Origin of the sequence: Citrobacter sp. Igbk 14, from assembly GCF_028069825.1 — a bacterium.
Lineage (GTDB): Bacteria > Pseudomonadota > Gammaproteobacteria > Enterobacterales > Enterobacteriaceae > Citrobacter.
Map to the genome: position 1 here is coordinate 18,706 of NZ_JANEWM010000003.1, position 24,515 is coordinate 43,220.

A 24,515-nucleotide genomic window follows, 5' to 3' on the forward strand; every position below is an offset into this window, starting at 1 on the left:
ATGCACTCCTTAGCGTGGTTTCAGGGTAGCGATAAGAAAGTCTTTTGAACTTTCAACTTTACCCTGCTGAATGGCCGCAGCCGGATCGACGTGTTTCGGGCAGACTTCGGAGCAGTAGCCCACGAAAGTACAGGTCCAAACGCCGTTCGGGCTGTTCAACTGAGCCATACGCTCCTTCTTACCGTGGTCGCGGCTATCTTCGTTATAGCGATGCGCCAGCGTAATTGCAGCCGGTCCAATGAACTCAGGGTTCAGGCCGAACTGCGGACACGCGGCGTAACACAGACCACAGTTGATGCAACCGGAGAACTGATGATATTTCGCCATCTGCGCCGGAGTCTGGGTGTTTGGACCCTGATCCGGAGTACGCGGGTTACCAATGATGTACGGCTTGATCGCTTCCAGACTTTCGATGAAGTGCGTCATATCGACGACCAGATCGCGTTCAATCGGGAAGTTGCCCAACGCTTCAACCTTCATACCGCTGGTGTAATCACGCAGGAAGGTTTTGCACGCCAGCTTCGGCACGTTGTTGACCATCATGCCGCAAGAGCCGCAGATTGCCATACGGCAGGACCAACGATAGCTCAGGTCCGGTGCCAGGTTATCTTTGATGTAGCCCAACGCATCCAGCAGAGACGTGGTTTCATCATAAGGAACTTCATAGAAAGCACTGTGCGGCGCGGTATCGGTTTCCGGGTTATAGCGCACCACCTCAACTTTCAGGTTTTTCATCTCAGCCATTCGCCTTCTCCTTCTTATCGGCTGCTTCCGCTTCGCCACCGTATACACGTTTAGCTGGTGGCAGAGTGGTGATTTTCACGTCGCTGTATTCCAGGCGAGTCGTGCCGTCAGCATCGCGGAAGGCGAGGGTATGTTTGAGGAAGTTAACGTCGTCACGCTCGGTGCAGCCTTCATCCAGACGCTGGTGCGCGCCGCGGGATTCTTTACGTGCCAGCGCGGAGTGCGCCATACATTCGGCAACGTTCAGGCCGTGACCCAGTTCAATGGTGTACAGCAGGTCGGTGTTAAAGACGCTGGAGGTATCAGTGATACGTACGCGCTTGAAGCGTTCCTGCAGCTCAGCCAGCTTATCAACGGTTTTCTGCATGAGTTCCGGTGTACGGTAGATACCGCAACCTTCTTCCATAGACAGACCCATTTCGTCGCGGATCTTAGACCAGTTTTCGTTACCTTCCTGGTTAACCAGATCTTTCAGACGTTTTTCAACGCCAGCAACCTGGGCATCGAGCGCGGCACTGTTTGCAGCGCCAGCCGTTGCAGCACGTTCTGCAGCCTGCTCACCCGCCATACGGCCAAAGACCACCAGTTCCGCCAGAGAGTTGGAGCCCAGACGGTTAGCACCGTGCAGACCAACAGAGGAACATTCACCCACCGCGAACAGACCTTTAATACGGGTTTCGCAGTGCTGATCGGTTTCGATACCGCCCATGGTGTAGTGTGCGGTCGGGCGTACTGGGATCGGTTCTTTAACCGGATCGACACCCACGTAGGCTTTCGCCAGTTCGCAGATGAACGGTAAACGTTCGAGCAGTTTTTTCTCGCCGAGGTGACGCAGGTCGAGGTGAACGACATCGCCACGTGGGGTGGAGATGGTGTTGCCTTTACGCCATTCGTGCCAGAAAGCCTGAGAAACTTTGTCACGCGGACCGAGTTCCATGTATTTGTTTTTCGGCTCACCCAGCGGAGTTTCCGGGCCCATGCCGTAATCTTGCAGATAGCGGTAGCCATTTTTGTTGACCAGAATACCGCCTTCACCACGGCAGCCTTCAGTCATCAGGATACCGGAACCAGGCAGACCGGTTGGGTGATACTGAACGAATTCCATATCACGCAGCGGAACGCCGTGGCTCAGCGCCATGCCCATACCGTCGCCGGTTACGATGCCGCCGTTGGTGTTGTAACGGTAAACACGACCCGCACCGCCCGTTGCCATCACGACTGCGTTAGCACGGATTTGTACCAGGGTGCCTTCCATCATGTTCATGGCGACCAGGCCGCGAGCATGACCGTCGTCAACCAGGATATCCAGAACGAAGTGTTCATCAAAGCGCTGAATCTGCGGGAACTGCAAAGAAGTTTGGAACAGCGTATGCAGCATGTGGAAGCCGGTTTTATCCGCGGCAAACCAGGTACGCTCGATTTTCATGCCGCCGAAGCGACGTACGTTGACGCTACCGTCTTCACGACGGCTCCATGGGCAGCCCCATTGTTCCAGCTGCGTCATTTCAGTTGGGCAGTGGTGGACAAAGTAATCCACGACATCCTGCTCACACAGCCAGTCTCCGCCTGCTACCGTATCGTGAAAATGGTAGTCAAAGCTGTCATGATCCTGCGCGACAGCAGCAGAGCCGCCTTCGGCAGCAACGGTATGGCTGCGCATTGGGTACACTTTTGAGATCAGTGCGATTTTAGCGTTGGGATTTGCTTGTGCGGCAGCAATTGCAGCACGTAATCCCGCGCCACCGGCGCCTATAATGGCAAGATCGGCTTGAAAGGTTTGCACGACATTCCTCCAGATTGTTGTTATTTCATCCCCGCCCGAATTCAGATGCTTAATCGGATTCAAACAGGTTATGAACGCGTTTCCACTGCTCCTTTATAGGTACAATAGTATAGTCTTAGGGATGTGAGGGAAATTTGACGTGTTCGATTTTTTTAGCGTATCAGAGGGCTGAATTATCATTGAATTTGATTAATTTAATTACTAAACCACCCAATATTGCTTTTTTTACCCGCCAGCCAGTGTTTATTATTCCCGCGTGAAATTTGTCTCGCTAGCACGATACGAGTAGACTTCGTGCCCTTGTCTGAAATCGGAGAAACAACCATGAGCGAAACGGCAACCTGGCAGCCGAGCGCGTCCATCCCCAATCTGTTAAAACGTGCAGCAATTATAGCGGAGATTCGCCGCTTTTTTGCCGATCGTGGAGTGCTTGAGGTTGAGACACCTTGCATGAGTCAGGCGACGGTAACGGACATTCATCTGTTCCCGTTCGAAACGCGTTTCGTTGGCCCTGGTCATTCCCAGGGGATGAACCTCTATTTAATGACCAGCCCGGAATACCATATGAAGCGCCTGCTGGTCGCTGGATGTGGCCCGGTGTATCAGCTATGTCGCAGCTTCCGTAATGAAGAAATGGGGCGCCATCATAATCCTGAGTTCACCATGCTTGAGTGGTATCGCCCACACTACGACATGTATCGCCTGATGAACGAAGTGGATGATTTGCTGCAGCAAGTGCTGGACTGTTCACCTGCCGAAAGCCTTTCTTACCAGCAAGCTTTCCAGCGTCATCTGGAGATTGACCCGCTGTCTGCGGATAAAACCCAACTGCGAGAAGTGGCGGCGAAGCTGGATCTCAGCAATATCGCGGATACTGAAGAAGACCGGGATACCTTGCTGCAACTGCTGTTTACAATGGGTGTTGAGCCGCATATTGGCAAAGACAAACCAACGTTTGTGTACCATTTCCCGGCCAGCCAGGCGTCACTGGCACAAATCAGTACTGAAGATCATCGGGTCGCAGAGCGATTTGAGGTTTATTACAAAGGTATTGAGCTGGCGAATGGTTTCCATGAGTTGACCGATGCGCGTGAACAGCAGCAACGGTTTGAGCAGGATAATCGTAAACGTGCAGCGCGTGGCCTGCCGCAACAGCCAATTGACAACAACTTGCTTGAAGCGTTGAAAGTTGGGATGCCGGATTGCTCTGGTGTGGCGCTGGGTGTTGATCGTCTGGTGATGCTGGCGCTGGGCGCTGATAGCCTGGCTGACGTTATCGCCTTTACCGTCGATCGTGCATAACGTGTTTTCCCTTCACAAAACAAAGTGGCGGTAAAACCGCCACTTTGTAGCACATTTTTTCACTTTCCCTCTAATAGCCACAATTTGACTCTGGATATCTGGTATCGTTTAGGTATCAATTCTGTGTTGATTTTTAATTGCTGAACTCTGCAAAGAGAGCGGTGCCAATCGGTGAGCGGCGTTTGCTAAACGCTTGCCAGAGTAAGGGATGGTTGAATGACCCAAACAATAAAGAAGATGAGCCTGATAGGTCTCATCCTTATGATATTCACGTCAGTTTTCGGATTTGCAAATAGTCCCTCTGCATTTTATTTGATGGGATATAGTGCGATTCCCTGGTATATATTTTCTGCATTATTATTCTTTATTCCCTTCGCGTTAATGATGGCAGAAATGGGTTCCGCCTATCGGAAAGAGGAGGGCGGGATATATTCGTGGATGAATAATAGTGTTGGACCACGCTATGCGTTTATCGGCACGTTTATGTGGTTCTCTTCCTACGTGATATGGATGGTTAGCACGGCGGCAAAAGTATGGGTGCCTTTCTCCACCTTCTTATTCGGTGCAGACATGACGCAGCATTGGGGTATCGCCGGGCTTGAACCAACCCAGGTTGTCGGACTGCTCGCGGTCGGCTGGATGGTGGTGGTGACCTGTGTTGCTTCTCGCGGTATTAATAAGATTGCACGTATTACGGCTGTAGGCGGAATTGCCGTAATGTGTCTTAACTTAGTTCTGTTGTTAGTGAGTGTCGCTATTTTGTTATTAACAGGTGGCCACTTTGCGCAGGATATTAATTTTACATCTTCACCCAATCCGGGATATCAGTCAGGCCTGGCAATGTTGTCGTTCGTGGTATTTGCCATTTTTGCTTATGGTGGAATTGAAGCCGTGGGTGGACTGGTCGATAAAACGGAGAAACCAGAAAAGAACTTTGCAAAAGGCATTGTCTTTGCCGCTATCGTCATTTCAGTTGGTTATTCGCTGGCCATATTTTTGTGGGGTGTTAGCACCAACTGGCAGCAGGTATTAAGTAATGGTTCCGTTAACCTTGGTAATATTACTTATATCCTGATGAAAAGTCTTGGCATGACATTGGGTAATGCGCTGCACCTTTCCCCAGAGACGGCAACGACGATGGGGGTATGGTTTGCGCGTATTACCGGGCTTTCCATGTTCCTTGCCTATACCGGTGCTTTTTTTACCCTTAGCTACTCGCCGCTGAAAGCGATTATTCAGGGAACACCAAAAGCGCTGTGGCCGGCACCGATGACCAAACTGAATGCGATGGGTATGCCAACGACAGCAATGTGGATGCAGTGCCTGTTGGTGAGTTTGTTTATTCTGTTAGTTTCCTTCGGCGGTGATACGGCCTCCGCGTTTTATAACAAACTGACGCTGATGGCGAACGTATCTATGACGTTGCCGTATCTGTTCCTGGCGCTGGCGTTTCCGTTCTTCAAATCCCGCGTGGGGTTGGAAAGGCCGTTTGTTATTTTTAAAACCCGGGCGGCAACGTTGCTGGCAACGGGAGTGGTGGTACTGGTGGTGACGTTTGCCAACGTATTTACCATCATCCAGCCGGTGATCGAGGCCGGAGACTGGAACAGTGCGCTGTGGATGACTGGCGGTCCGATATTCTTCTCTCTGCTGGCGATGGCGATTTATCAGAACTACAGTCGCCGCGCGGCCAATGAGCCTGAGTGGGCTGTGGAATAAACGACCTGCTTAATCCGGCCTACAAAGAAGCATCTTCGTAGGCCGGATTAGACCCAACGGGTCGCCATCCGGCATTTCTTGCCTGGATCATGTGCTACAAACTTCCCGCCGGACGACTGCTTCTGCCCGCAGAACTTAACGTTCTTCCCGTTTGCTTACCCCCCAGACTTTCCAGACGCATCTGGAACGGCGGGAATGGCATATCAATACCGTGCTCACGGAAGCCTGCCAGAATCAGTTGGTGGATCTCGTGGCGCAGCGGCATACGGTGTCCCATCTCCGCAGCATAGATACGCAGTTCGAAGATCTGAATCCCTTGCTGAAGGTCAACCAGGAAGACTTCCGGGGCAGGTGTGTCGATCACCAGCGAACAGCGGTGTGCGGCGGTAAGCAGGATTTGTGTGACTTCCTCGCTGTTAGCTTCCGACGGCGCCGGGATAGTTAACACGACACGCGTGACCGAGTCAGATAGTGACCAGTTGATAAACTGCTCGGTGATGAACGCTTTGTTGGGCACAATGATCTCTTTGCGGTCCCAGTCGCTGATGGTGGTCGCGCGGGTATTAATTTTCGTCACGCTACCGGTGAGATCGCGAATGGTCACCGTGTCGCCAATACGGATTGGTTTTTCAAACAGGATGATCAGGCCAGAAATAAAGTTGGCGAAGATCTCCTGCAAGCCAAAGCCCAGCCCCACACCGAGAGCCGCTACCAGCCACTGCAGTTTTGACCATTCGATACCAATCATTGAGAAGCCCACCAAACCGCCAATCAGCATCAGCAGATATTTGGTGATGGTGGTGATGGCATAACCGGTACCGGGGGTTAAATCCAGGTGTTGTAGCAACGCCAGTTCCAGCAATGCGGGCAGGTTTCGCACCAACTGCGTCGTGATAATAAACACCAGAATCGCAATTAACACCGCACCCAGTGTAATGGGCTCTAAACTTTCTACGCCCTGCACCGTGGAGGTGACATCCCATAGTGAGATATTTTCCAGGAAGCCGAAAGCGGAATGAATTTCTGACCACAGCACGATAACCGAGAGCAGGGCGATGAGCATCAGGATAGAACGCACCAGGCGCAGTGATTGTGCACTGATTGCATCAAGATCCACTTCGCTTTCGTCAAGATCGACGGCCCCTTCAAGGCTGGTTGAATGAGGTGGCTCTTCCTCACCGCGCGCGCGTTGCGCCAGCATTTCAGCACGTCGATGCTTGGCACGATCGAATGCCAGACGGCGACGTTGGATTAGCATCCAACGGCGAATGACGTGATAGACCACCAGTAACAAGAACCAGATTGCTACCGAAGTCTCCAGGCGCGCCAGCAAGGCTTGTGATGTTGCCAGGTAGCCCACAGCAGCCGCGAGAATAGCAATGAGTGGTGCACCCATCAGCATATTCCACAGCATGCTGTTGACCATGTTGTCGCCATTGCCTTCTTTGTCGAGATACAGCGGTATACCGGCGCGTTTCAGGCTCAGGGTTACGATCGCCAGCGCTCCGCAAATCAGGATAAAGCACAGGCGCCCCAATGAAGCGGAGAATTCCCGGTCATTGAGGTTATCAAACATAATCACCGCCATGATCAGCGGGACAATCAGCCCGATACTCATCAGGTAATAGTGCATGGCCTTCGCGACACGGTTACGCGGCCAGCCAAAGTGCGCAATGAACAGACCGTTGGGGCGTGCGAAGGTGGCGCAAATCATTACCGCCCACAGCATGGGTACCGTTGCGGTAACGCCGTCTCCTATCGCGACGGCCAGCGGGTAGGGCCAGGCTTCCTGTAATCCGTAACCCAGCGTTGCCCATAGCACTGGCAGCGGTGAGGCCACAAGTATCGACCAGAATACCGTGCGTATCGTGAGCCAGAAGTGGTCCTGGGTGACTTTACCAACACGCGCTGACGAGCGTTCAAGAAAGCGGGTGAAGTGTTTACGTGAAGAAAGGCTAAACCCAACCAGCACCAGCGCACCGAACAGTGGCAGCAGCGTTTCTTTGCTGGTCAGCATCATGATCGTGGCTTTGCCGAGCTGATTAAATGTATCAAGTGAGATCAGGCGGCGCAGATCCTGAACAATGTCGACAGGCCAGGAAAGCGAGATGGGGCTGACGTCTGATGTCCAGAACAGATAACGGTGCGTCGCCTCGTTGACCTCTTTCAACGCGTCTTCCAGTTGGCTATTGGAGACTTTTAGCTTAGTGAGCTCGAGGATCAGTGTATCGCCACCCTGTAGCAGTGAGTTCAGTAGTTCACGCTGAGTGCGCAACTGGGCGTTGAGAATGCTGCTCTGCTCAGCGGTTAGTGGTTGTCCGTCGGCCTGGTGAATTTGACGTAATTGCGGCTGCTTGTTGAGGAGATCTTCATAGCGCATGCGGTGTACGCGCAGCTGTGCCATTTCGGTATCTAACTGCTGGGGTTTGGGCATTTCTGGCAGACGAGAAACTTGTGCACGCAGTGCTTCTCCCAGCATATTCGAGACGCCAAGCCATTGTGACTGTTCCCGCAGCGTATTCAGCGCCTGACGTACCTGCAACGTTTGGCTGGTGGCCTGACGCTGCTGGGAGGCGACCAGATCCATACGTTGTGCCTGCTGATTGAGTGCCTGAGACAGCTCACGGTTAACTTTAAACTGGTCAATGATGCCTTCCGGCAATCCTGCGCTGTTTTCTGCCAACAGTTCCGTGCTTTCCAGCGCACGTTCGGCTTCACGCTGGCGCTGGCTGTTGAGTTGGTTGCGTAATGCCTGCAGGTAAGCGTCGAGCTGTTGGCTCTGTTTTTCTGCCAGTTCGGAGCGCATTCGCGCCAGTTCCTGACGGTTGTTTGCGGAAAGCTGAGCCAGTTCCAGTTCATCGACCTGGGCTTTAAGCCTGGCGGATTCTGCCTGCATTGCTTGATTGAGCGCTGAGTTACTGTTGGCTGTACCAAGGCGCCGCTCAATATCATTTAGCTGGCGGCGAGCATCGGTTTGTTGCTGGGGAAGCTGGCTTAACGAGTCGGCGATTTCCCTGGCGCGATCCTGCTCCTGTTGAGCCTGGCGGCTTTTATCCAGTAACTGACTGCTGACCTGAAGGATCTCCTGGTTTAATGCATCCGTCGTGAGGCCGGTCGGTACGCTACGCGGTTCGTCGCGCAGGTTGTTTAGCTGTGCGCGTAACGTGGCGGACAGCTTGGGGAAGTTATCGATAACCTGTTGATATTGTTCAGCACGCTCAAGGGAGCCTTTCCGCTCCTCAAGAGCATTCAGCGCGGACTGGAGCGCCTCAACGGTTTCTGGCTGAGCGGGTTTCGCCGCCTTTGCCTGCTCCAGTTCCTGAGTGAGTTGTTTACTGTCGGGGGCCGTCGCAGCGTACGCCCCCTGGCTGAGGCACCAGGCCATCAGAAAAGTGATAATCAGGCGCACAGCAGCGATTCCTATGGTTAACTTTCGTCTTTTTTGTCTTCAACCAGCGGGCTGGCATCGTGTTCTGCTTCGATCTCTTCTTTCGGCAATGGCACGGGCTCTGCCGCTGGCGTCACGAAGGTCTCGGTCGAGATGGCCATCGGCTGGCCAATTTTGGTTACCGACAGATCCTGCAACTGTGCAACCAGATTAACTTTACCCGGCGCAAACAGGTTGATAACGGTTGAACCGAGTTTAAAGCGGCCCATTTCCTGACCTTTCAGCAGCGCCACAGAGCCTTCGCTTTCGCCTTCCGGCCATGTCCAGCGTTTGATCACGCCTTCACGTGGTGGGGTAATGGTGCCAGCCCATACGGTTTCAATGCTGCCGACGATGGTCGCACCGACCAGAATCTGCACCATCGGGCCGAATTCGGTATCAAACAGGCAAATAACACGTTCGTTGCGGGCAAACAGGTTCGGCACGTTCTGCGCGGTCAGGATGTTCACAGAGAAGAGATCGCCTGGCACGTACATCATTTCTCGCAAGATACCGTTACACGGCATGTGGACGCGGTGGTAATCACGCGGTGAGAGGTAAGTCGTGACAAACGTCCCGTTACGGAATTTATCCGCCATCTGGTAGTTGCCTGCCAGCAGCGCTTCAAGGGTGTAGCTATGCCCTTTGGCCTGCAACAGTTTGTCTTCCTCAATATTACCCAACTGATTAATCACGCCGTCAGCGGGCATGACCAGCACATTGGGATCGGTATTGATCGGGCGTGCATCTTCGCGCAGCGGGCGAACAAAAAAGTCGTTAAAGGTACGATAGCTGGCGGTGTCCGGCTTTTGCGCCTCTTTCATATCGACCTTGTAATATTTCACGAACAGATCGATGACCAGTTTGGTCAACCATCCTGCACGTTTGCTCGCACCCCAACCCGCCAGGCGAGTGAGCCATAGTTTCGGCAGAATGTATTGTAGCGAAAGCTTAAATGAGTTTAACAAGGTAGCCTCCAGGCCATAATTTGTTCCCGATCCGGCATAGGGGCCGGATCCTGAAAAAAGGGGGACGATTCTAGCGATGCTTAGCTTAGTTGTCAGTTGTCTGTATCAGAAAAGTTTTTACGCGTTTTTACCTGCGCCATGCTTTCCAGGATGCGGTGATAATTTTCAAACCGAATCTCAGCGATTTTCCCTTCCTCGACAGCTTCACGGATTGCACAGCCCGGATCTGCATCATGTTTACAGTCGCGATACTTGCAATGGCCTAAATAGTCATGAAATTCGACAAAGCCATCAGTGATTTGTTCCGGTTCAAGATGCCACAGCCCAAACTCACGTACACCGGGGGAGTCGATGACATCGCCGCCGTGAGGGAAGTGGTACAGGCGAGAAGCTGTTGTGGTGTGCTGCCCAAGACCTGAGTTGTCGGAGACATCATTGGTCAGGATCTCTTCCTGCAGGCCGAGAAGGTTATTGAGCAGGCTGGATTTGCCTACGCCTGACTGACCAGCAAAGATACTAATACGATCGGTCAATGCTTCTTCAAGCGGTTTCAGGCCGTCTTTGGTGCGGCTTGAGACCATCAACACGCGATAACCAATGTTGCGATAGATGTCCATCTGCTCGTTAACGAAGGCCATACCTTCGTTGTCCAGCAGATCGATTTTGTTGAGTACGATGATGGGCTCTACGTGCAAGGTTTCGCAAGCCACCAGATAACGGTCGATAATATTCAGTGACAGCTCAGGTAAGATGGCTGAAACAATCACGATTTGATCGATGTTGGCCGCAATGGGTTTCACCCCGTCGTAAAAGTCCGGGCGTGTGAGTACGGAGGTACGCTCATGTACCGCCTCAACGATCCCTTTAACATTCACGCCCTCTGCTGCCGCTTTACCCGGACGCCAGACCACACGATCGCCGGTAACCAGCGAACGAATGGTACGGCGGATGTTGCAACGGTGAATTTCACCGTCAGCAGATTCTACGTCGGCATGCATGCCAAAACGGCTGATAACGATGCCTTCAGCGGTCTCGCCAAACAGGTTGTCGTCGTAGTCGGGCTTCTCCGCGGACGTTTTAAGACGACGCTGGTGATTGGCGTTCACGCGGCGCTGTTGGCCTTTGGAGAGTTTATTCTTACTCAATCGGACTGGCTCCTGGTCGCCCATAATGGGCAAAACATTTATGATACACGCAATTTTAGATGAATATAGTCACACTGAATGTGACGTCTGAAGGGTGGAAAATAGCATGAGTGCCAATGAAAACAACCTGATTTGGATCGATCTGGAGATGACAGGTCTGGATCCCGAGCGCGATCGCATTATTGAGATCGCTACGCTAGTGACTGATGCCAACCTGAATATCCTGGCTGAAGGACCAACAATTGCAGTACATCAGTCTGATGAGCAACTGGCGCTAATGGATGACTGGAACGTACGTACGCATACCGGAAGTGGGCTAGTGGAACGCGTAAAAGCGAGCACCATGGGCGATCGTGAAGCTGAACTGGCAACGCTGGCCTTTTTAAAAGAGTGGGTACCTGAAGGAAAATCACCTATCTGCGGCAACAGCATCGGCCAGGATCGCCGTTTCCTGTTTAAATATATGCCGGAACTGGAGGCGTATTTCCATTATCGCTATCTGGACGTCAGCACGCTTAAAGAGTTGGCCCGTCGCTGGAAACCAGAGATCCTTGATGGCTTCAAGAAACAAGGAACGCACCAGGCAATGGACGATATTCGTGAGTCCGTTGCTGAGCTGGCTTACTATCGCGAGCATTTTATTAAGCTTTGATTTTGTGGATGACCGGGTGGCGGTTGTACTCTGCCCGGCCTACGAATATCGTTCCTGTGCGCTTGCACTGGGGCAGGATTGCCGCTAAATTAGACGACTTGTCGATAAATTCAGCACTTGAGCAGAAAAACGAAAAAATCGCTTTTAGGGGGGTTGCAGCTAAACGGATTTCTCGTATAATGCGCCTCCCGTAACGACAGAGAATTACACGTTACGGCAGCAACAAAAGAAGTACAAATTTGCGGGAATAGCTCAGTTGGTAGAGCACGACCTTGCCAAGGTCGGGGTCGCGAGTTCGAGTCTCGTTTCCCGCTCCAAAATTTGAAAGTGCTTATTAAGCACAGACCACCCAAGCGGGAATAGCTCAGTTGGTAGAGCACGACCTTGCCAAGGTCGGGGTCGCGAGTTCGAGTCTCGTTTCCCGCTCCAAAATTTGAAAGTGCTTGTTAAGCACAGACCACCCAAGCGGGAATAGCTCAGTTGGTAGAGCACGACCTTGCCAAGGTCGGGGTCGCGAGTTCGAGTCTCGTTTCCCGCTCCAAATTCTTATCTCAATAAAAATATCCACAACGTAGTATCGCGTTGGGGACGTTTTCGTTCGCCATTGACATACTTCTGTAAACAGACTTATCCACAGGTCGAGGCATCATTCCTTGAATGCAAATAACTTCGTCAGGTGAATAATATCTTTGTAACCAATTGAAATTGTTGAACTAATTATCATTTCAAATTGTTAATGCGATCACTTGACGATTTTTTCCCTCTTGAATATCAATGTGTTTTTATTTTTATACACAAGCTGTGGATGATTTAAGCATCGCGCGGCAATCCTTTTTCAACGACCCTGACCAGGCGTTGTTTCTTCGGTAACTGTACTTCCACTACGCAGGCATTTCGCTTCTCAATTTGCCGGGCAATCGCCCATGATATGTGCTCGTCGAGAAGTGGGTGCTCACCTCTGCGGGTTTCCAGCGCATTGATTACGGCTTCATCCCAGGGGGCATTTCCCAGCGCAACGGCGATATTGCGCAGCCAGCGCAGATGGCCAATACGACGAATGGCAGATCCCTCCGTGACTTTCAAAAACCACGCCTCGCTCCAGCTAAATAGTTCTATTAACTCCGGAGCATGAAGCTGCTTGCGCGGATTGAAGTCATCCTCTGCCGTCAACTGCGAATAGCGATTCCAGGGGCAGATGAGCTGGCAGTCATCGCAGCCATAGATGCGGTTCCCCAGTAGCGGACGAAACTCTTCCGGGATCGCGCCTTCCAGTTCGATCGTGAGATAAGAGATACAGCGGCGCGCATCCACCGTGTAGGGTTCAACGATAGCGCCGGTAGGACAAATGGTCATACAGGCCACGCATTTGCCGCATCCTTCTTCGACTGGCTTATCAACCGGGAGAGGCAAATCGATCAGTAACTCACCGAGAAAGAAGAATGAGCCAGCCTCACGGTTGAGGATAAGTGAGTGCTTACCTGTCCAGCCAAGCCCGGCTTTTTCCGCCAGTGGACGCTCAAGAATGGGCGCTGAATCGACAAAAGGTCTAAAATTCAGCGAAGCGCAGTGCTGTTGAATCATCTCGCCCAGCTTTTTTAAGCGGTTACGTAGCAACTTATGGTAGTCACGTCCAAGCGCGTAACGGCTGACGTAACCCAGGGAGGGGTTTTTCAACGTGCTGGCAAAGGCCGCGTTGGCAGGAAGATAGTTCATTCGCACGCTGATAACGCGTAATGTACCGGGCAATAATTCATGAGGTCGGGCGCGCATCATGCCGTGACGGGCCATCCAGTCCATCTCGCCGTGATAGTGTTTATCCAGCCAGGCCTGCAGTTTGGGTTCGGCTTCGCTGAGGTCGGTATCGGTAATACCGACCTGCTGAAAGCCAAGTTCCAGCCCCCACTGTTTAATATTTTGCGCTAACTGATTGAGATCGAGGGGCTCTGACATGACGGACCATACAATGAAGAAAAACCTCGCAAGTATACCACACTCCATCTGGCACGCCGATGACATCAAACGGATGGAACGAGAGGCGGCAGACAACTTAGGGCTGACGCTTTATGAACTGATGCTGCGCGCGGGAGAGGCTGTGTTTCAGGCTACCCGGAACGCATATCCGCACGCTCAACACTGGCTGGTGCTATGCGGCCACGGTAACAATGGCGGTGATGGGTATGTGGTGGCAAGACTCGCTAAAGCGCTGGGTATTGATGTCACATTGCTGGCGCAGGAGAGCGATAAAACGCTTCCCGAGGAAGCACAGCAGGCGCGCGATGCCTGGCTTAATGCGGGGGGCGTCATCCATTCTACAGATATCGTCTGGCCAGGTCGTGTGGATGTCATTATCGACGCGCTGTTGGGGACCGGTTTAAAACAGGCTCCGCGCGAACCTCTCCGGACGCTGATTGAGCATGCCAATACCCATCCTGCCCCCATCGTCGCCGTAGACATTCCTTCTGGTCTGCTGGCACAAACAGGAGCGACACCGGGGGCGGTGATAAACGCAGCGCATACCGTCACCTTTATTGCGTTGAAACCAGGGCTGTTAACTGGCAAAGCGCGCGATGTTACCGGACATCTGCACTTTAACGCGCTTGGGTTGGACGCCTGGCTTGCCAGGCAAGATGCGCCGATTCAGCGTTATGAAGCCTCGCAGCTTGCGCATTGGTTAACACCACGTCGACCTACCTCACACAAAGGTTCCCATGGTCGGTTGGTCATTATTGGCGGTGACCACGGCACGGGGGGGGCCATTCGTATGGCCGGTGAAGCGGCGCTGCGTGCGGGGGCTGGATTGGTCAAAGTACTGACGCGCAGTGAAAATATCGCCCCCATTTTGACTGCCCGACCGGAACTCATGGTCGATACGCTAATGCCAAAGACGCTGGAAGAGGGTTTGGCGTGGGCGGATGTCGTGGTGATTGGTCCTGGTCTTGGACAGCAGGAGTGGGGCAAAAAAGCATTGCAAAAGGTCGAGAATTTTCGCAAACCGATGCTCTGGGATGCCGATGCGCTTAACCTGCTGGCAATCAATCCCGATAAACGTCACAATCGCGTGATCACGCCGCATCCGGGTGAGGCAGCACGGCTGCTGGGTTGTTCCATTGCAGAAATTGAGGACGATCGCTTACTTTGTGCACAACGTCTGGTAAAACGGTACGGAGGTGTGGTGGTGCTGAAAGGCGCGGGGACGGTTGTCGCCTCTGAACAGGCTGCATTGAGTATTATTGATGCCGGCAATGCCGGAATGGCCAGCGGCGGGATGGGGGATGTGCTTTCCGGTATTATTGGCGCATTGCTCGGACAGAAGCTTACCCCGTATGATGCAGCGTGTGCGGGATGTGTTGCGCACGGTGCGGCGGCGGATGTACTGGCAGCGCGTTTTGGTATGCGCGGCATGCTGGCGACAGATCTCTTTACCACGCTACAGCGTATTGTTAACCCTGATGTGATTGACGTTTATCATGATGAATCGAGTAATTCCACTACCTGATGAGCAGGCAACTTTAGACCTGGGACAGCGGGTAGCCAAAGCCTGTGACGGCGCGACGGTTATTTATTTATATGGCGACCTGGGGGCGGGTAAAACGACCTTCAGTCGGGGATTTCTGCAGGCGTTAGGTCACAAAGGTAATGTAAAAAGCCCGACCTACACACTGGTCGAACCCTATGCACTCGATAATTTAATGGTCTATCACTTCGACCTGTATCGCCTTGCGGACCCGGAGGAGCTGGAATTTATGGGGATCCGCGATTATTTTGCCAATGATGCCATCTGCCTGGTGGAATGGCCGCAACAAGGTAAAGGTGTACTGCCAGACCCGGACGTCGAAATACACATTGAATATCAGGCGCAAGGTCGTGAGGCGCGCGTAAGTGCGGTCTCCTCATCGGGTGATTTATTGCTGGCGCGTTTGGCCGATTAACCTTAAGGGTGGCGGGATGATTTATCGCATCAGAAACTGGCTGATGGCAACCCTGGTCCTGCTGTGCGCGCAGGCAGGGGCCGCCAGCCTCTCCGATCTTCAGGTTTCCAATGGCGATCAACAGGCGCGGATTACGCTGAGCTTTATCGGTGAGCCGGAATACGCTGTGTCACAGGAGGGGAAACGAACGGTCACGCTGGATATTAAACAAACCGGTGTGATTCAGGGATTACCACTGCTGTTCAGCGGCAATAATCTGGTGAAGGCGATCCGTTCGGGTACGCCAAATGATGCCCAGTCTCTGCGGCTGGTTGTCGATTTAACCGAAAACGGAAAAGCAGAAGCCGTAAAACGACAAAACGGTGGCAATTACACCGTTGTGTTTACGATTAAAGCGGATGCGCCGCCACCGCCACCGCCGCCACCTGTGGTGGTCAAGCGTGTCGAGGCACCGGTTGTTGCTCCGCGTCCCGTTGAGCCAGCACGTAATCCGTTTAAAGCAGAAAATGATCGCACCACCGCGGTGACCAGCAGCAATACGGCCACGAGACCGGCAGCTCAGGCTCGCGTCAGCAACGGCGATAAAGTTGTTATTGCTATCGATGCCGGACACGGCGGACAGGACCCAGGGGCGATCGGCCCTGGTGGTACACGCGAGAAAAACGTCACTATCGCTGTTGCACGCAAACTGCGCGGCTTGCTGAATGATGATCCGATGTTTAAGGGGGTACTCACCCGTGACGGCGATTACTTTATCTCAGTGATGGGCCGTTCTGATGTTGCGCGTAAACAAAATGCCAACTTCCTGGTCTCTATTCATGCGGATGCCGCACCAAACCGCGATGCGACAGGCGCTTCCGTATGGGTGCTGTCAAACCGTCGTGCCAACAGTGAAATGGCCGGTTGGCTGGAGCAGCACGAGAAACAGTCGGAACTGCTGGGCGGCGCGGGTGATGTGCTGGCTAACAGCCAGTCTGACCCCTATCTCAGTCAGGCCGTACTGGACCTGCAGTTCGGTCATTCGCAACGTGTCGGCTATGATGTGGCGACCAGCATGATCGGTCAGTTAGAACGTATTGGTTCGATGCATAAACGCCGCCCGGAACACGCCAGCCTTGGCGTATTGCGCTCGCCGGATATCCCGTCAGTCCTGGTCGAAACCGGTTTTATCAGTAACAACAGCGAAGAACGGCTGTTGGCAAGCGATGATTACCAGCAGCAGCTGGCCGAGGCGATTTACAAAGGACTGCGTAACTATTTCCAGGCGCATCCGATGCAAACCGGCCCACAGGGCGCACCGGCGCAAACTGCCAGTGCCGTATCGCCTGGCAGCACGTTAACAAACTAAGGATTAGCCATGCCGATTCAGGTTCTACCGCCACAGCTGGCGAACCAGATTGCCGCAGGCGAGGTGGTGGAACGACCTGCGTCGGTGGTTAAAGAGCTGGTAGAAAACAGCATCGATGCGGGTGCAACGCGCATTGATATTGATATCGAACGCGGCGGGGCGAAGCTTATCCGTATTCGTGACAACGGCTGTGGGATTAAAAAAGACGAGCTGGCGCTGGCGCTGGCGCGTCACGCCACCAGTAAAATTGCCTCGCTTGACGATCTCGAAGCGATTGTAAGCCTTGGATTTCGTGGAGAGGCACTGGCGAGTATCAGCTCGGTTTCCCGTTTAACACTGACATCGCGTACGCAAGAACAACCCGAAGCCTGGCAGGCCTATGCTGAAGGGCGTGACATGGATGTGACGGTTAAACCCGCTGCGCATCCGGTGGGTACCACGCTGGAAGTACTGGATCTGTTTTACAACACGCCAGCACGACGCAAGTTTATGCGCACGGAGAAAACGGAATTTAACCACATCGACGAAATTATCCGCCGCATTGCGTTGGCGCGTTTCGATGTGACGATTAATCTGTCGCACAACGGCAAAATGGTGCGCCAGTATCGTGCTGTCGCGGCGGATGGACAAAAAGAGCGCCGACTGGGTGCTATTTGCGGGACACCGTTTCTGGAGCATGCTCTGGCGATTGAATGGCAGCATGGCGATTTGGCGCTGCGCGGCTGGGTGGCCGATCCGAACCACACGACGGCGGCGCTGGCGGAAATCCAGTATTGCTATGTGAATGGCCGGATGATGCGCGATAGACTGATCAACCATGCCATTCGCCAGGCTTGTGAAGATAAGCTTGGCGCCGATCAGCAACCCGCATTTGTACTGTATCTGGAAATTGACCCGCATCAGGTGGATGTAAACGTGCATCCAGCCAAACATGAGGTACGCTTTCACCAGTCTCGTCTGGTGCATGATTTTATTTATCAAGGGGTGTTAAGCGTCCTGCAACAGCAGTTGGAAACCTCGCTGCCGTTGGTTGATGACGAAGAACTCGCCCCGAGACACATCCCGGAAAATCGCGTGGCGGCAGGGCGTAACCATTTTGCCGAACCTGCGCCAGCGCGTGAACCTGCTACTCCCCATTATTCTGCCTCTTCCAGTAGTGGGAGTGGTCGCCAGGGGCAGGCAAGCGCCAGTTGGCCGCATGCCCAGCCTGGATATCAAAAGCAGCAAGGCGAAATTTATCAGCGCCTGCTGCAGACACCGGCTCCGATGCACAAACCACCGGTCGCTGAAACACCGACGGTACCTCTTACCGGCAACAGTCAGGGGTTTGGACGGGTGCTGACTATCGTAGGGACAGACTGTGCATTACTGGAAAGCGATGGCCAGATTCGGCTGCTGGCGTTACCTGTTGCGGAACGGTGGTTGCGTCAGGCGCAGCTTACGCCTGGGCAGGGTCCTGTTTGCGCTCAGCCGCTGCTGATCCCATTGCGTCTAAAAGTCACCGCTGATGAAAAAGCCGCGTTGCAAAAAGGACAAAGCCAACTGGCTGATTTGGGGATTGAATTTCAGCTGGATGCGCAGCATGTGACCATCCGAGCGGTGCCTTTACCCTTACGCCAACAAAATTTACAAATCTTGATTCCTGAACTGATAGGCTACCTGGCGCAGCAAACCGTATTTGAACCGGGCAACATTGCGCAGTGGATTGCACGTAATCTGATGAGCGAGCATCCGCAGTGGAGCATGGCTCAGGCGATTACGCTGTTGGCGGATGTTGAGCGGCTATGCCCACAACTCGTGAAGGCGCCGCCGGGTGGTCTGTTACAACCTGTTGATTTACATTCGGTAATGAACGCCCTGAAACATGAGTGATACCTGTAAGGCGAGCCTGCCAAAGGCAATTTTTTTAATGGGGCCGACGGCCTCCGGTAAAACGGCATTAGCAATTGAATTGCGTAAAGTTTTGCCTGTAGAGTTGATAAGCGTTGATTCCGCCCTTATTTACAAGGGGATGGATATCGGCACCGCGAAGCCTGATGCTGATGAATTGAAGGCCGCACCACACCGATTGCTGGATATTCGTGATCCGGCGCAAGCGTATTCTGCAGCGGATTTTCGTCGCGATGCGCTAGCCGAGATGGCCGATATCACCGCAGCGGGGCGTATCCCGCTGTTAGTGGGTGGCACAATGTTATATTTCAAAGCGTTGCTTGAAGGGTTGTCACCGTTACCGTCGGCGGACTCGGAGGTCAGGGCCAGAATCGAGCAGCAGGCGGCAGAGCTTGGATGGGACGCGTTACACCGACAGCTTCAGGAGATTGACCCGGTAGCTGCGGCGCGGATTCATCCAAATGATCCGCAAAGACTTTCCCGGGCACTGGAAGTTTTTTTCATTTCGGGTAAAACTTTAACGGAGCTGACGCAAACGTCAGGAGATGCTTTGCCGTATGAGGTGCACCAGTTTGCGATCGCTCCGGCGAGCCGTGAATTGCTCCATCAGCGAATTGAGCAGCGTTTTCATCAGATGTTAGCTTCAGGTTTTGAAGCAGAAGTCCGGGCGCTTTTTGCCCGAGGAGATTTGCATACGGATTTGCCTTCCATTCGTTGTGTAGGGTATCGCCAGATGTGGTCATACATTGAAGGCGAAATTTCATACGATGAAATGGTTTATAGAGGTGTTTGCGCCACGAGGCAGTTAGCGAAGCGGCAGATAACCTGGTTGCGTGGTTGGGAAGGGGTGCACTGGCTTGACAGTGAAAAGCCTGACCAGGCGCGAAACGAAGTATTACAGGTTGTTGGTGCTATCGCGAACTGAATGTGTACAATTGAAACGTATCGTGCGCAATTTTTCAGAACCATAAGGTTCAATACGCAAAGTCATTCAAGTTGCATCAAGACAGCAAGAGAGTGAATCCCCAGGAGCTTACTCAAGTAAGTGACAGGGGTGAACGAACGTCGCTAACGTAGAGGCAACCTGAAGGATCAAGTGTATTAAGTACAAATAAGCATATAAGGAAAAGAGAGAATGGCTAAGGGGCAATCTTTACAAGATCCGTTCCTGAACGCACTGCGTCGGGAACGTGTTCCAGTTTCTATTTATTTGGTGAATGGTATTAAGCTGCAAGGTCAAATCGAGTCTTTTGATCAGTTCGTGATCCTGTTGAAAAACACGGTCAGCCAGATGGTCTATAAGCACGCGATTTCCACTGTTGTCCCGTCTCGCCCGGTTTCTCATCACAGCAATAATGCCACCGGCGGCACTGGCAGCAACTACCATCACGGTAGCAACGCGCAGGGTTCATCAGCGCAACAGGACAGCGAAGAAACCGAATAAGGTTTTAGGCTGTTTTACACACGGGGAGCCAGAGATCCTGCGTTCCCCGTTGATATATATTGAGGGGTTGACGCTTGTTTGACCGTTATGATGCCGGTGAGCAGGCGGTACTGGTACACATCTATTTTTCGCAAGACAAAGATATGGAAGACCTCCAGGAGTTTGAATCTCTGGTTTCTTCCGCCGGTGTCGAAGCAATGCAGGTGATTACCGGGAGCCGTAAAGCACCGCACCCGAAGTTTTTTGTTGGTGAAGGTAAGGCAATCGAAATTGCCGAAGCCGTAAAAGCGACTGGCGCTGCGGTGGTGATTTTTGATCATGCTCTAAGCCCTGCCCAGGAACGTAACCTGGAACAGTTATGCCAGTGTCTTGTTATCGACAGGACTGGTCTCATTTTAGATATTTTTGCCCAGCGTGCGCGGACCCATGAGGGTAAGTTGCAGGTTGAGCTGGCGCAGTTGCGCCATATGGCTACACGCCTGGTCCGTGGCTGGACTCACCTTGAAAGGCAAAAAGGCGGGATTGGTTTGCGTGGTCCGGGTGAAACCCAGCTCGAAACTGACCGTCGTTTGCTGCGTAATCGCATTTTGCAAATACAGTCGCGCCTGGAAAAAGTTGAAAAGCAACGTGAGCAGGGGCGGCAGTCGCGCAAGAAAGCGGATGTCCCAACCGTATCACTGGTGGGATATACCAACGCCGGAAAATCCACCCTGTTCAACCAGATAACCGAAGCTCGGGTCTACGCAGCGGATCAACTGTTCGCGACCCTGGATCCGACGCTGCGCCGAATAGACGTTGCGGATGTCGGTGAAACCGTGCTGGCGGATACTGTAGGGTTTATCCGTCATTTGCCGCACGACCTGGTGGCGGCGTTTAAGGCCACTTTGCAGGAGACTCGTCAGGCGACCTTGCTGTTGCACGTTATTGATGCGGCAGATTTTCGTGTGCAGGAAAACATTGAGGCCGTCGACACGGTTCTTGAAGAGATCGATGCAAATGAAATCCCGACGCTGCTGGTAATGAATAAGATCGATATGCTGGATGATTTTGAACCGCGTATCGACAGAGATGAAGAGAATAAACCCATTCGCGTGTGGGTCTCAGCGCAAACGGGAATTGGCATACCACAGCTTTTTCAGGCTTTGACAGAGCGACTTTCCGGTGAGGTTGCGCAACATACGTTGCGTCTGCCGCCGCAGGAAGGGCGACTGAGAAGCCGGTTTTACCAACTTCAGGCAATAGAGAAAGAGTGGATGGAGGAAGACGGTAGCGTAGGTCTGCAAGTACGTATGCCGATCGTAGACTGGCGTCGCCTCTGTAAACAAGAACCGGCACTGGAAGACTATGTTGTCTGACCTGACGGATATGGCCTGAAGATTTTTTCGCCTCTATTCCTCGTGGATTTTATGCGGCAGGAAGGCGGCAAGTCCTGAAATCTCCAGGCACATAGTCAACTATGTGACTGGGGTTGAAAGACGTAGCCAACGCATCTGCAGCGCAAAAGACGCAGGTATAGCATCGCATAACAAATATGGAGCACAAAAATGGCGTGGAATCAGCCCGGTAATAACGGACAAGACCGCGACCCCTGGGGAAGCAGCAAACCTGGCGGCAACCCTGAGGGAAATGGAAACAAAGGTGGTCGCGATCAGGGACCTCCCGATCTGGATGATATCTTCCGCAAACTGAGTAAAAAACTCGGTGGTTTGGGTGGCGGTAAAGGTACTGGCTCTGGCGGTGGTAGTTCATCACAAGGCCCGCGTCCGCAACTGGGCGGCCGAGTCTTTACTATCGCAGCGGCAGCTATCGTCATTATCTGGGCGGCTAGCGGTTTCTACACCATTAAAGAAGCGGAACGTGGCGTGGTGACACGCTTCGGTAAATTCAGCCATCTGGTTGAGCCGGGTCTGAACTGGAAACCGACCTTTATCGACGAAGTGACTCCGGTCAACGTTGAAGCTGTGCGTGAACTTGCCGCATCCGGCGTGATGCTGACATCAGACGAAAACGTCGTGCGCGTTGAAATGAACGTGCAGTACCGTGTGACCGATCCGCAGCGTTACCTGTTCAGCGTAACCAGCGCGGATGACAGTCTGCGTCAGGCAACTGACAGCGCCCTGCGTGGGGTCATCGGTAAATACACCATGGATCGTATCCTGACCGAAGGGCGTACCGTTATTCGTAGCGATACCCAGCGTGAACTGGAAGAAACCATTCGTCCGTACAATATGGGTATCACCCTGCTGGACGTCAACTTCCAGGCTGCACGTCCGCCGGAAGAGGTAAAAGCGGCGTTTGATGATGCTATCGCAGCGCGTGAAAACGAGCAGCAGTACATCCGTGAAGCAGAAGCGTATACCAACGAAGTTCAGCCTCGTGCAAACGGTCAGGCGCAGCGTATTCTGGAAGAAGCACGTGCGTATAAGACCCAGACCATCCTGGAAGCACAGGGTGAAGTGGCTCGCTTCGCAAAAATTCTGCCGGAATATAAAGCCGCACCGCAGATTACTCGCGAGCGTCTGTATATCGAAACCATGGAAAAAGTGCTGAGCCATACCCGTAAAGTACTGGTTAACGATAAGGGCAGTAATCTGATGGTTCTACCGTTGGATCAGATGCTGAAAGGCGGTACTGCGCCAGCAGCTAAGACTGACAGCAGTTCAAATCTGCTGCGTCTGCCACCGGCAACGTCTTCCAGCACTGGAGCAAGCAACACCTCGTCCACCAGTCAGGGCGATATTATGGACCAACGCCGCGCGAATGCGCAGCGTAACGACTACCAGCGTCAGGGGGAATAACGATGCGTAAGTCAGTTATTGCGATTATTATCATCGTTCTGGTAGTTCTGTTCATGTCTGTCTTTGTGGTCAAAGAAGGCGAGCGCGGTATTACCCTGCGCTTTGGTAAAGTTCTGCGTGACGATGACAACAAGCCGCTGGTCGTTGCACCAGGCCTGCACTTCAAGATTCCGTTTATTGAATCCGTTAAGATGCTGGATGCGCGTATTCAGACCATGGACAACCAGGCCGATCGCTTTGTGACCAAAGAGAAGAAAGACCTGATCGTTGACTCCTACATCAAGTGGCGCATCAGTGACTTTAGCCGCTACTACCTGGCAACGGGCGGTGGCGATGTTTCTCAGGCAGAAGTGCTGTTGAAACGTAAGTTCTCTGACCGTCTGCGTTCTGAAATCGGTCGCCTGGACGTGAAAGATATCGTTACTGATTCCCGCGGTCGTTTGACTCTGGAAGTCCGTGATGCGTTGAACTCCGGTTCTGCTGGCACAGAAGATGAAGTCGCGACTCCGGCGGCGGATAGCGCGATTGCCGAAGCGGCTGAACGTGTGCAGGCTGAAACGAACGGTAAAGTCCCGGTCATCAACCCGAACAGTATGGCGGCACTGGGTATCGAAGTGGTCGATGTGCGTATCAAGCAAATCAACCTGCCAGCTGAAGTGTCCGAGGCTATTTACAACCGTATGCGCGCTGAGCGTGAAGCGGTAGCACGTCGCCATCGTTCACAGGGTCAGGAAGAAGCGGAAAAACTGCGTGCAACAGCGGACTATGAAGTCACTAAAACGCTGGCAGAGTCTGAGCGTCAGGGCCGCATTATGCGCGGTGAAGGCGATGCAGAAGCCGCTAAATTGTTTGCCGATGCGTTCAGTCAGGATCCTGACTTCTATGCCTTCATCCGTAGCCTGCGCGCTTACGAGAAGAGCTTCGAAGGAAACCAGGATGTCATGGTCATGAGCCCGGACAGCGATTTCTTCCGTTACATGAAGACGCCGAATAGCGCAACACGCTAAAATAGTTCCAGCGGTTTTAGACCAGCAAAACCACCGGTATCCCCAGGGATACGGTGGTTTTCTTTTTTATATAAGGACGACGGATGAATTCAACAATTTTGCTGGCGCTCGCGCTGGTTTTGGTGCTGGAAGGCTTGGGTCCTATGCTGTATCCCCGCGCCTGGAAGAAAATGATCTCGGCGATGGCACAACTTCCTGAAAATATTTTGCGTCGTTTTGGTGGAGGTCTTGTGGTCGCGGGCGTTGTCGTCTACTACATGTTGAGGAAAACGATTGGCTGATCAATAAGTAGACTAATTTGCAGATTTTTGGATGCAAAAAGTGCTGTATATCTGAAAAAGCGGTGGTAGAATCCATTT

General features: G+C 52.8%; 19 protein-coding genes and 3 tRNA genes. 16 read left to right on the forward strand and 6 right to left on the reverse strand.

Translation table 11 applies throughout. The features are described 5' to 3' along the window. Positions 1-9 precede the first annotated feature (9 nt). Both frdB and frdA read right to left on the reverse strand, forming a co-directional pair. Positions 10-744, reverse strand: coding sequence for a fumarate reductase iron-sulfur protein (frdB, locus tag NNN64_RS01805; protein WP_137384014.1), 735 nt, complete (start codon positions 742-744; stop codon positions 10-12). Beyond that, positions 737-2,527: a fumarate reductase (quinol) flavoprotein subunit gene (gene frdA / locus NNN64_RS01810; protein ID WP_003830519.1), complete on the reverse strand. Its 1,791-nt coding sequence runs from the start codon at positions 2,525-2,527 to the stop codon at positions 737-739. Before frdA ends, frdB begins: the two co-directional genes overlap by 8 nt. 324 nt (positions 2,528-2,851) lie before the next feature. On the opposite strand from frdA, the gene epmA reads away from it, so the two are divergent. Together epmA and yjeM are read left to right on the forward strand one after the other, a co-directional pair. Beyond that, positions 2,852-3,829 carry an elongation factor P--(R)-beta-lysine ligase gene (epmA, locus tag NNN64_RS01815; protein WP_137384013.1) on the forward strand — a complete coding sequence of 326 codons (978 nt, stop codon included), beginning with the start codon at positions 2,852-2,854 and terminating at the stop codon, positions 3,827-3,829. A 216-nt stretch (positions 3,830-4,045) separates the two neighbouring features. Beyond that, positions 4,046-5,548: a glutamate/gamma-aminobutyrate family transporter YjeM gene (gene yjeM / locus NNN64_RS01820; RefSeq protein ID WP_271440266.1), complete on the forward strand. Its 1,503-nt coding sequence runs from the start codon at positions 4,046-4,048 to the stop codon at positions 5,546-5,548. A gap of 94 nt (positions 5,549-5,642) precedes the next feature. On the opposite strand, the gene mscM is transcribed toward yjeM, so the two are convergent. From mscM to rsgA, 3 genes are all read right to left on the reverse strand, one after another. Beyond that, positions 5,643-8,957 (reverse strand): miniconductance mechanosensitive channel MscM, encoded by a 3,315-nt coding sequence (gene mscM / locus NNN64_RS01825; RefSeq protein WP_271440267.1) that lies wholly within the window; start codon positions 8,955-8,957, stop codon positions 5,643-5,645. 17 nt (positions 8,958-8,974) lie between these two features. Further along, entirely contained in the window at positions 8,975-9,943 is a 969-nt protein-coding gene (gene asd / locus NNN64_RS01830; RefSeq protein WP_271440268.1) for an archaetidylserine decarboxylase, read from the reverse strand. 92 nt (positions 9,944-10,035) lie between these two features. After that, the gene (rsgA, locus tag NNN64_RS01835; protein ID WP_271440269.1) at positions 10,036-11,088 is read right to left on the reverse strand and encodes a small ribosomal subunit biogenesis GTPase RsgA; all 1,053 of its coding nucleotides are present in this window, start codon (positions 11,086-11,088) and stop codon (positions 10,036-10,038) included. A 106-nt stretch (positions 11,089-11,194) separates the two neighbouring features. Here rsgA and orn point away from each other — a divergent pair, with 106 nt between their 5' ends. The 4 genes from orn (at position 11,195) to NNN64_RS01855 (ending at position 12,281) form a co-directional block, all read left to right on the forward strand. Continuing rightward, on the forward strand, positions 11,195-11,740 hold the full coding sequence (gene orn / locus NNN64_RS01840; RefSeq protein WP_040232952.1) for an oligoribonuclease: 546 nt from the start codon (positions 11,195-11,197) through the stop codon (positions 11,738-11,740). A gap of 241 nt (positions 11,741-11,981) precedes the next feature. Beyond that, positions 11,982-12,057 (forward strand) — tRNA-Gly (locus NNN64_RS01845). Between the two features lie 36 nt (positions 12,058-12,093). Further along, a tRNA-Gly gene (locus NNN64_RS01850) sits at positions 12,094-12,169 on the forward strand. A 36-nt stretch (positions 12,170-12,205) separates the two neighbouring features. Continuing rightward, positions 12,206-12,281: transfer RNA gene (locus tag NNN64_RS01855), tRNA-Gly, on the forward strand. 269 nt (positions 12,282-12,550) lie between these two features. Here the strand turns inward: NNN64_RS01855 and queG are convergent. Next, positions 12,551-13,690: a tRNA epoxyqueuosine(34) reductase QueG gene (queG, locus tag NNN64_RS01860; RefSeq protein ID WP_271440270.1), complete on the reverse strand. Its 1,140-nt coding sequence runs from the start codon at positions 13,688-13,690 to the stop codon at positions 12,551-12,553. Here queG and nnr point away from each other — a divergent pair. The 10 genes from nnr (at position 13,689) to NNN64_RS01910 (ending at position 24,437) form a co-directional block, all read left to right on the forward strand. Then, positions 13,689-15,236: a bifunctional ADP-dependent NAD(P)H-hydrate dehydratase/NAD(P)H-hydrate epimerase gene (gene nnr / locus NNN64_RS01865; RefSeq protein WP_271440271.1), complete on the forward strand. Its 1,548-nt coding sequence runs from the start codon at positions 13,689-13,691 to the stop codon at positions 15,234-15,236. The genes queG and nnr overlap by 2 nt on opposite strands. Beyond that, positions 15,208-15,669 (forward strand): tRNA (adenosine(37)-N6)-threonylcarbamoyltransferase complex ATPase subunit type 1 TsaE, encoded by a 462-nt coding sequence (tsaE, locus tag NNN64_RS01870; protein WP_271440272.1) that lies wholly within the window; start codon positions 15,208-15,210, stop codon positions 15,667-15,669. The genes nnr and tsaE overlap by 29 nt, the downstream gene beginning before the upstream one ends. Positions 15,670-15,685: 16 nt before the next feature. Beyond that, on the forward strand, positions 15,686-17,017 hold the full coding sequence (amiB, locus tag NNN64_RS01875) for an N-acetylmuramoyl-L-alanine amidase AmiB (protein ID WP_271440273.1): 1,332 nt from the start codon (positions 15,686-15,688) through the stop codon (positions 17,015-17,017). 9 nt (positions 17,018-17,026) lie between these two features. Continuing rightward, entirely contained in the window at positions 17,027-18,889 is a 1,863-nt protein-coding gene (mutL, locus tag NNN64_RS01880; RefSeq protein ID WP_271440274.1) for a DNA mismatch repair endonuclease MutL, read from the forward strand. Then, the gene (gene miaA, locus NNN64_RS01885) at positions 18,882-19,832 is read left to right on the forward strand and encodes a tRNA (adenosine(37)-N6)-dimethylallyltransferase MiaA (protein WP_271440275.1); all 951 of its coding nucleotides are present in this window, start codon (positions 18,882-18,884) and stop codon (positions 19,830-19,832) included. The genes mutL and miaA overlap by 8 nt, the downstream gene beginning before the upstream one ends. A gap of 210 nt (positions 19,833-20,042) precedes the next feature. After that, the gene (hfq, locus tag NNN64_RS01890) at positions 20,043-20,351 is read left to right on the forward strand and encodes an RNA chaperone Hfq (RefSeq protein ID WP_003025584.1); all 309 of its coding nucleotides are present in this window, start codon (positions 20,043-20,045) and stop codon (positions 20,349-20,351) included. A gap of 74 nt (positions 20,352-20,425) precedes the next feature. Beyond that, complete coding sequence (gene hflX / locus NNN64_RS01895; protein WP_271440276.1) at positions 20,426-21,706, forward strand: ribosome rescue GTPase HflX; 1,281 nt, start codon at positions 20,426-20,428, stop codon at positions 21,704-21,706. 189 nt (positions 21,707-21,895) lie between these two features. Further along, the gene (gene hflK / locus NNN64_RS01900) at positions 21,896-23,149 is read left to right on the forward strand and encodes an FtsH protease activity modulator HflK (protein WP_271440277.1); all 1,254 of its coding nucleotides are present in this window, start codon (positions 21,896-21,898) and stop codon (positions 23,147-23,149) included. A gap of 2 nt (positions 23,150-23,151) precedes the next feature. Further along, positions 23,152-24,156 (forward strand): protease modulator HflC, encoded by a 1,005-nt coding sequence (gene hflC, locus NNN64_RS01905; protein ID WP_005122169.1) that lies wholly within the window; start codon positions 23,152-23,154, stop codon positions 24,154-24,156. 83 nt (positions 24,157-24,239) lie between these two features. Further along, a complete protein-coding gene (locus NNN64_RS01910) occupies positions 24,240-24,437 on the forward strand; it encodes a DUF2065 domain-containing protein (RefSeq protein WP_005122170.1) in 198 nt (65 codons plus the stop codon). Positions 24,438-24,515 lie beyond the last annotated feature (78 nt).

Excerpts from the sequence above, each read along its gene's own strand:
- frdB (WP_137384014.1), bottom strand. The coding sequence starts at position 744 with ATGGCTGAGATGAAAAACCTGAAAGTTGAGGTGGTGCGCTATAACCCG.
- epmA (WP_137384013.1), top strand. The coding sequence starts at position 2,852 with ATGAGCGAAACGGCAACCTGGCAGCCGAGCGCGTCCATCCCCAATCTG.
- yjeM (WP_271440266.1), top strand. The coding sequence starts at position 4,046 with ATGACCCAAACAATAAAGAAGATGAGCCTGATAGGTCTCATCCTTATG.
- orn (WP_040232952.1), top strand. The coding sequence starts at position 11,195 with ATGAGTGCCAATGAAAACAACCTGATTTGGATCGATCTGGAGATGACA.
- nnr (WP_271440271.1), top strand. The coding sequence starts at position 13,689 with ATGACGGACCATACAATGAAGAAAAACCTCGCAAGTATACCACACTCC.
- queG (WP_271440270.1), bottom strand. The coding sequence starts at position 13,690 with ATGTCAGAGCCCCTCGATCTCAATCAGTTAGCGCAAAATATTAAACAG.
- tsaE (WP_271440272.1), top strand. The coding sequence starts at position 15,208 with ATGATGAATCGAGTAATTCCACTACCTGATGAGCAGGCAACTTTAGAC.
- amiB (WP_271440273.1), top strand. The coding sequence starts at position 15,686 with ATGATTTATCGCATCAGAAACTGGCTGATGGCAACCCTGGTCCTGCTG.
- mutL (WP_271440274.1), top strand. The coding sequence starts at position 17,027 with ATGCCGATTCAGGTTCTACCGCCACAGCTGGCGAACCAGATTGCCGCA.
- miaA (WP_271440275.1), top strand. The coding sequence starts at position 18,882 with ATGAGTGATACCTGTAAGGCGAGCCTGCCAAAGGCAATTTTTTTAATG.
- hfq (WP_003025584.1), top strand. The coding sequence starts at position 20,043 with ATGGCTAAGGGGCAATCTTTACAAGATCCGTTCCTGAACGCACTGCGT.
- hflK (WP_271440277.1), top strand. The coding sequence starts at position 21,896 with ATGGCGTGGAATCAGCCCGGTAATAACGGACAAGACCGCGACCCCTGG.
- hflC (WP_005122169.1), top strand. The coding sequence starts at position 23,152 with ATGCGTAAGTCAGTTATTGCGATTATTATCATCGTTCTGGTAGTTCTG.
- NNN64_RS01910 (WP_005122170.1), top strand. The coding sequence starts at position 24,240 with ATGAATTCAACAATTTTGCTGGCGCTCGCGCTGGTTTTGGTGCTGGAA.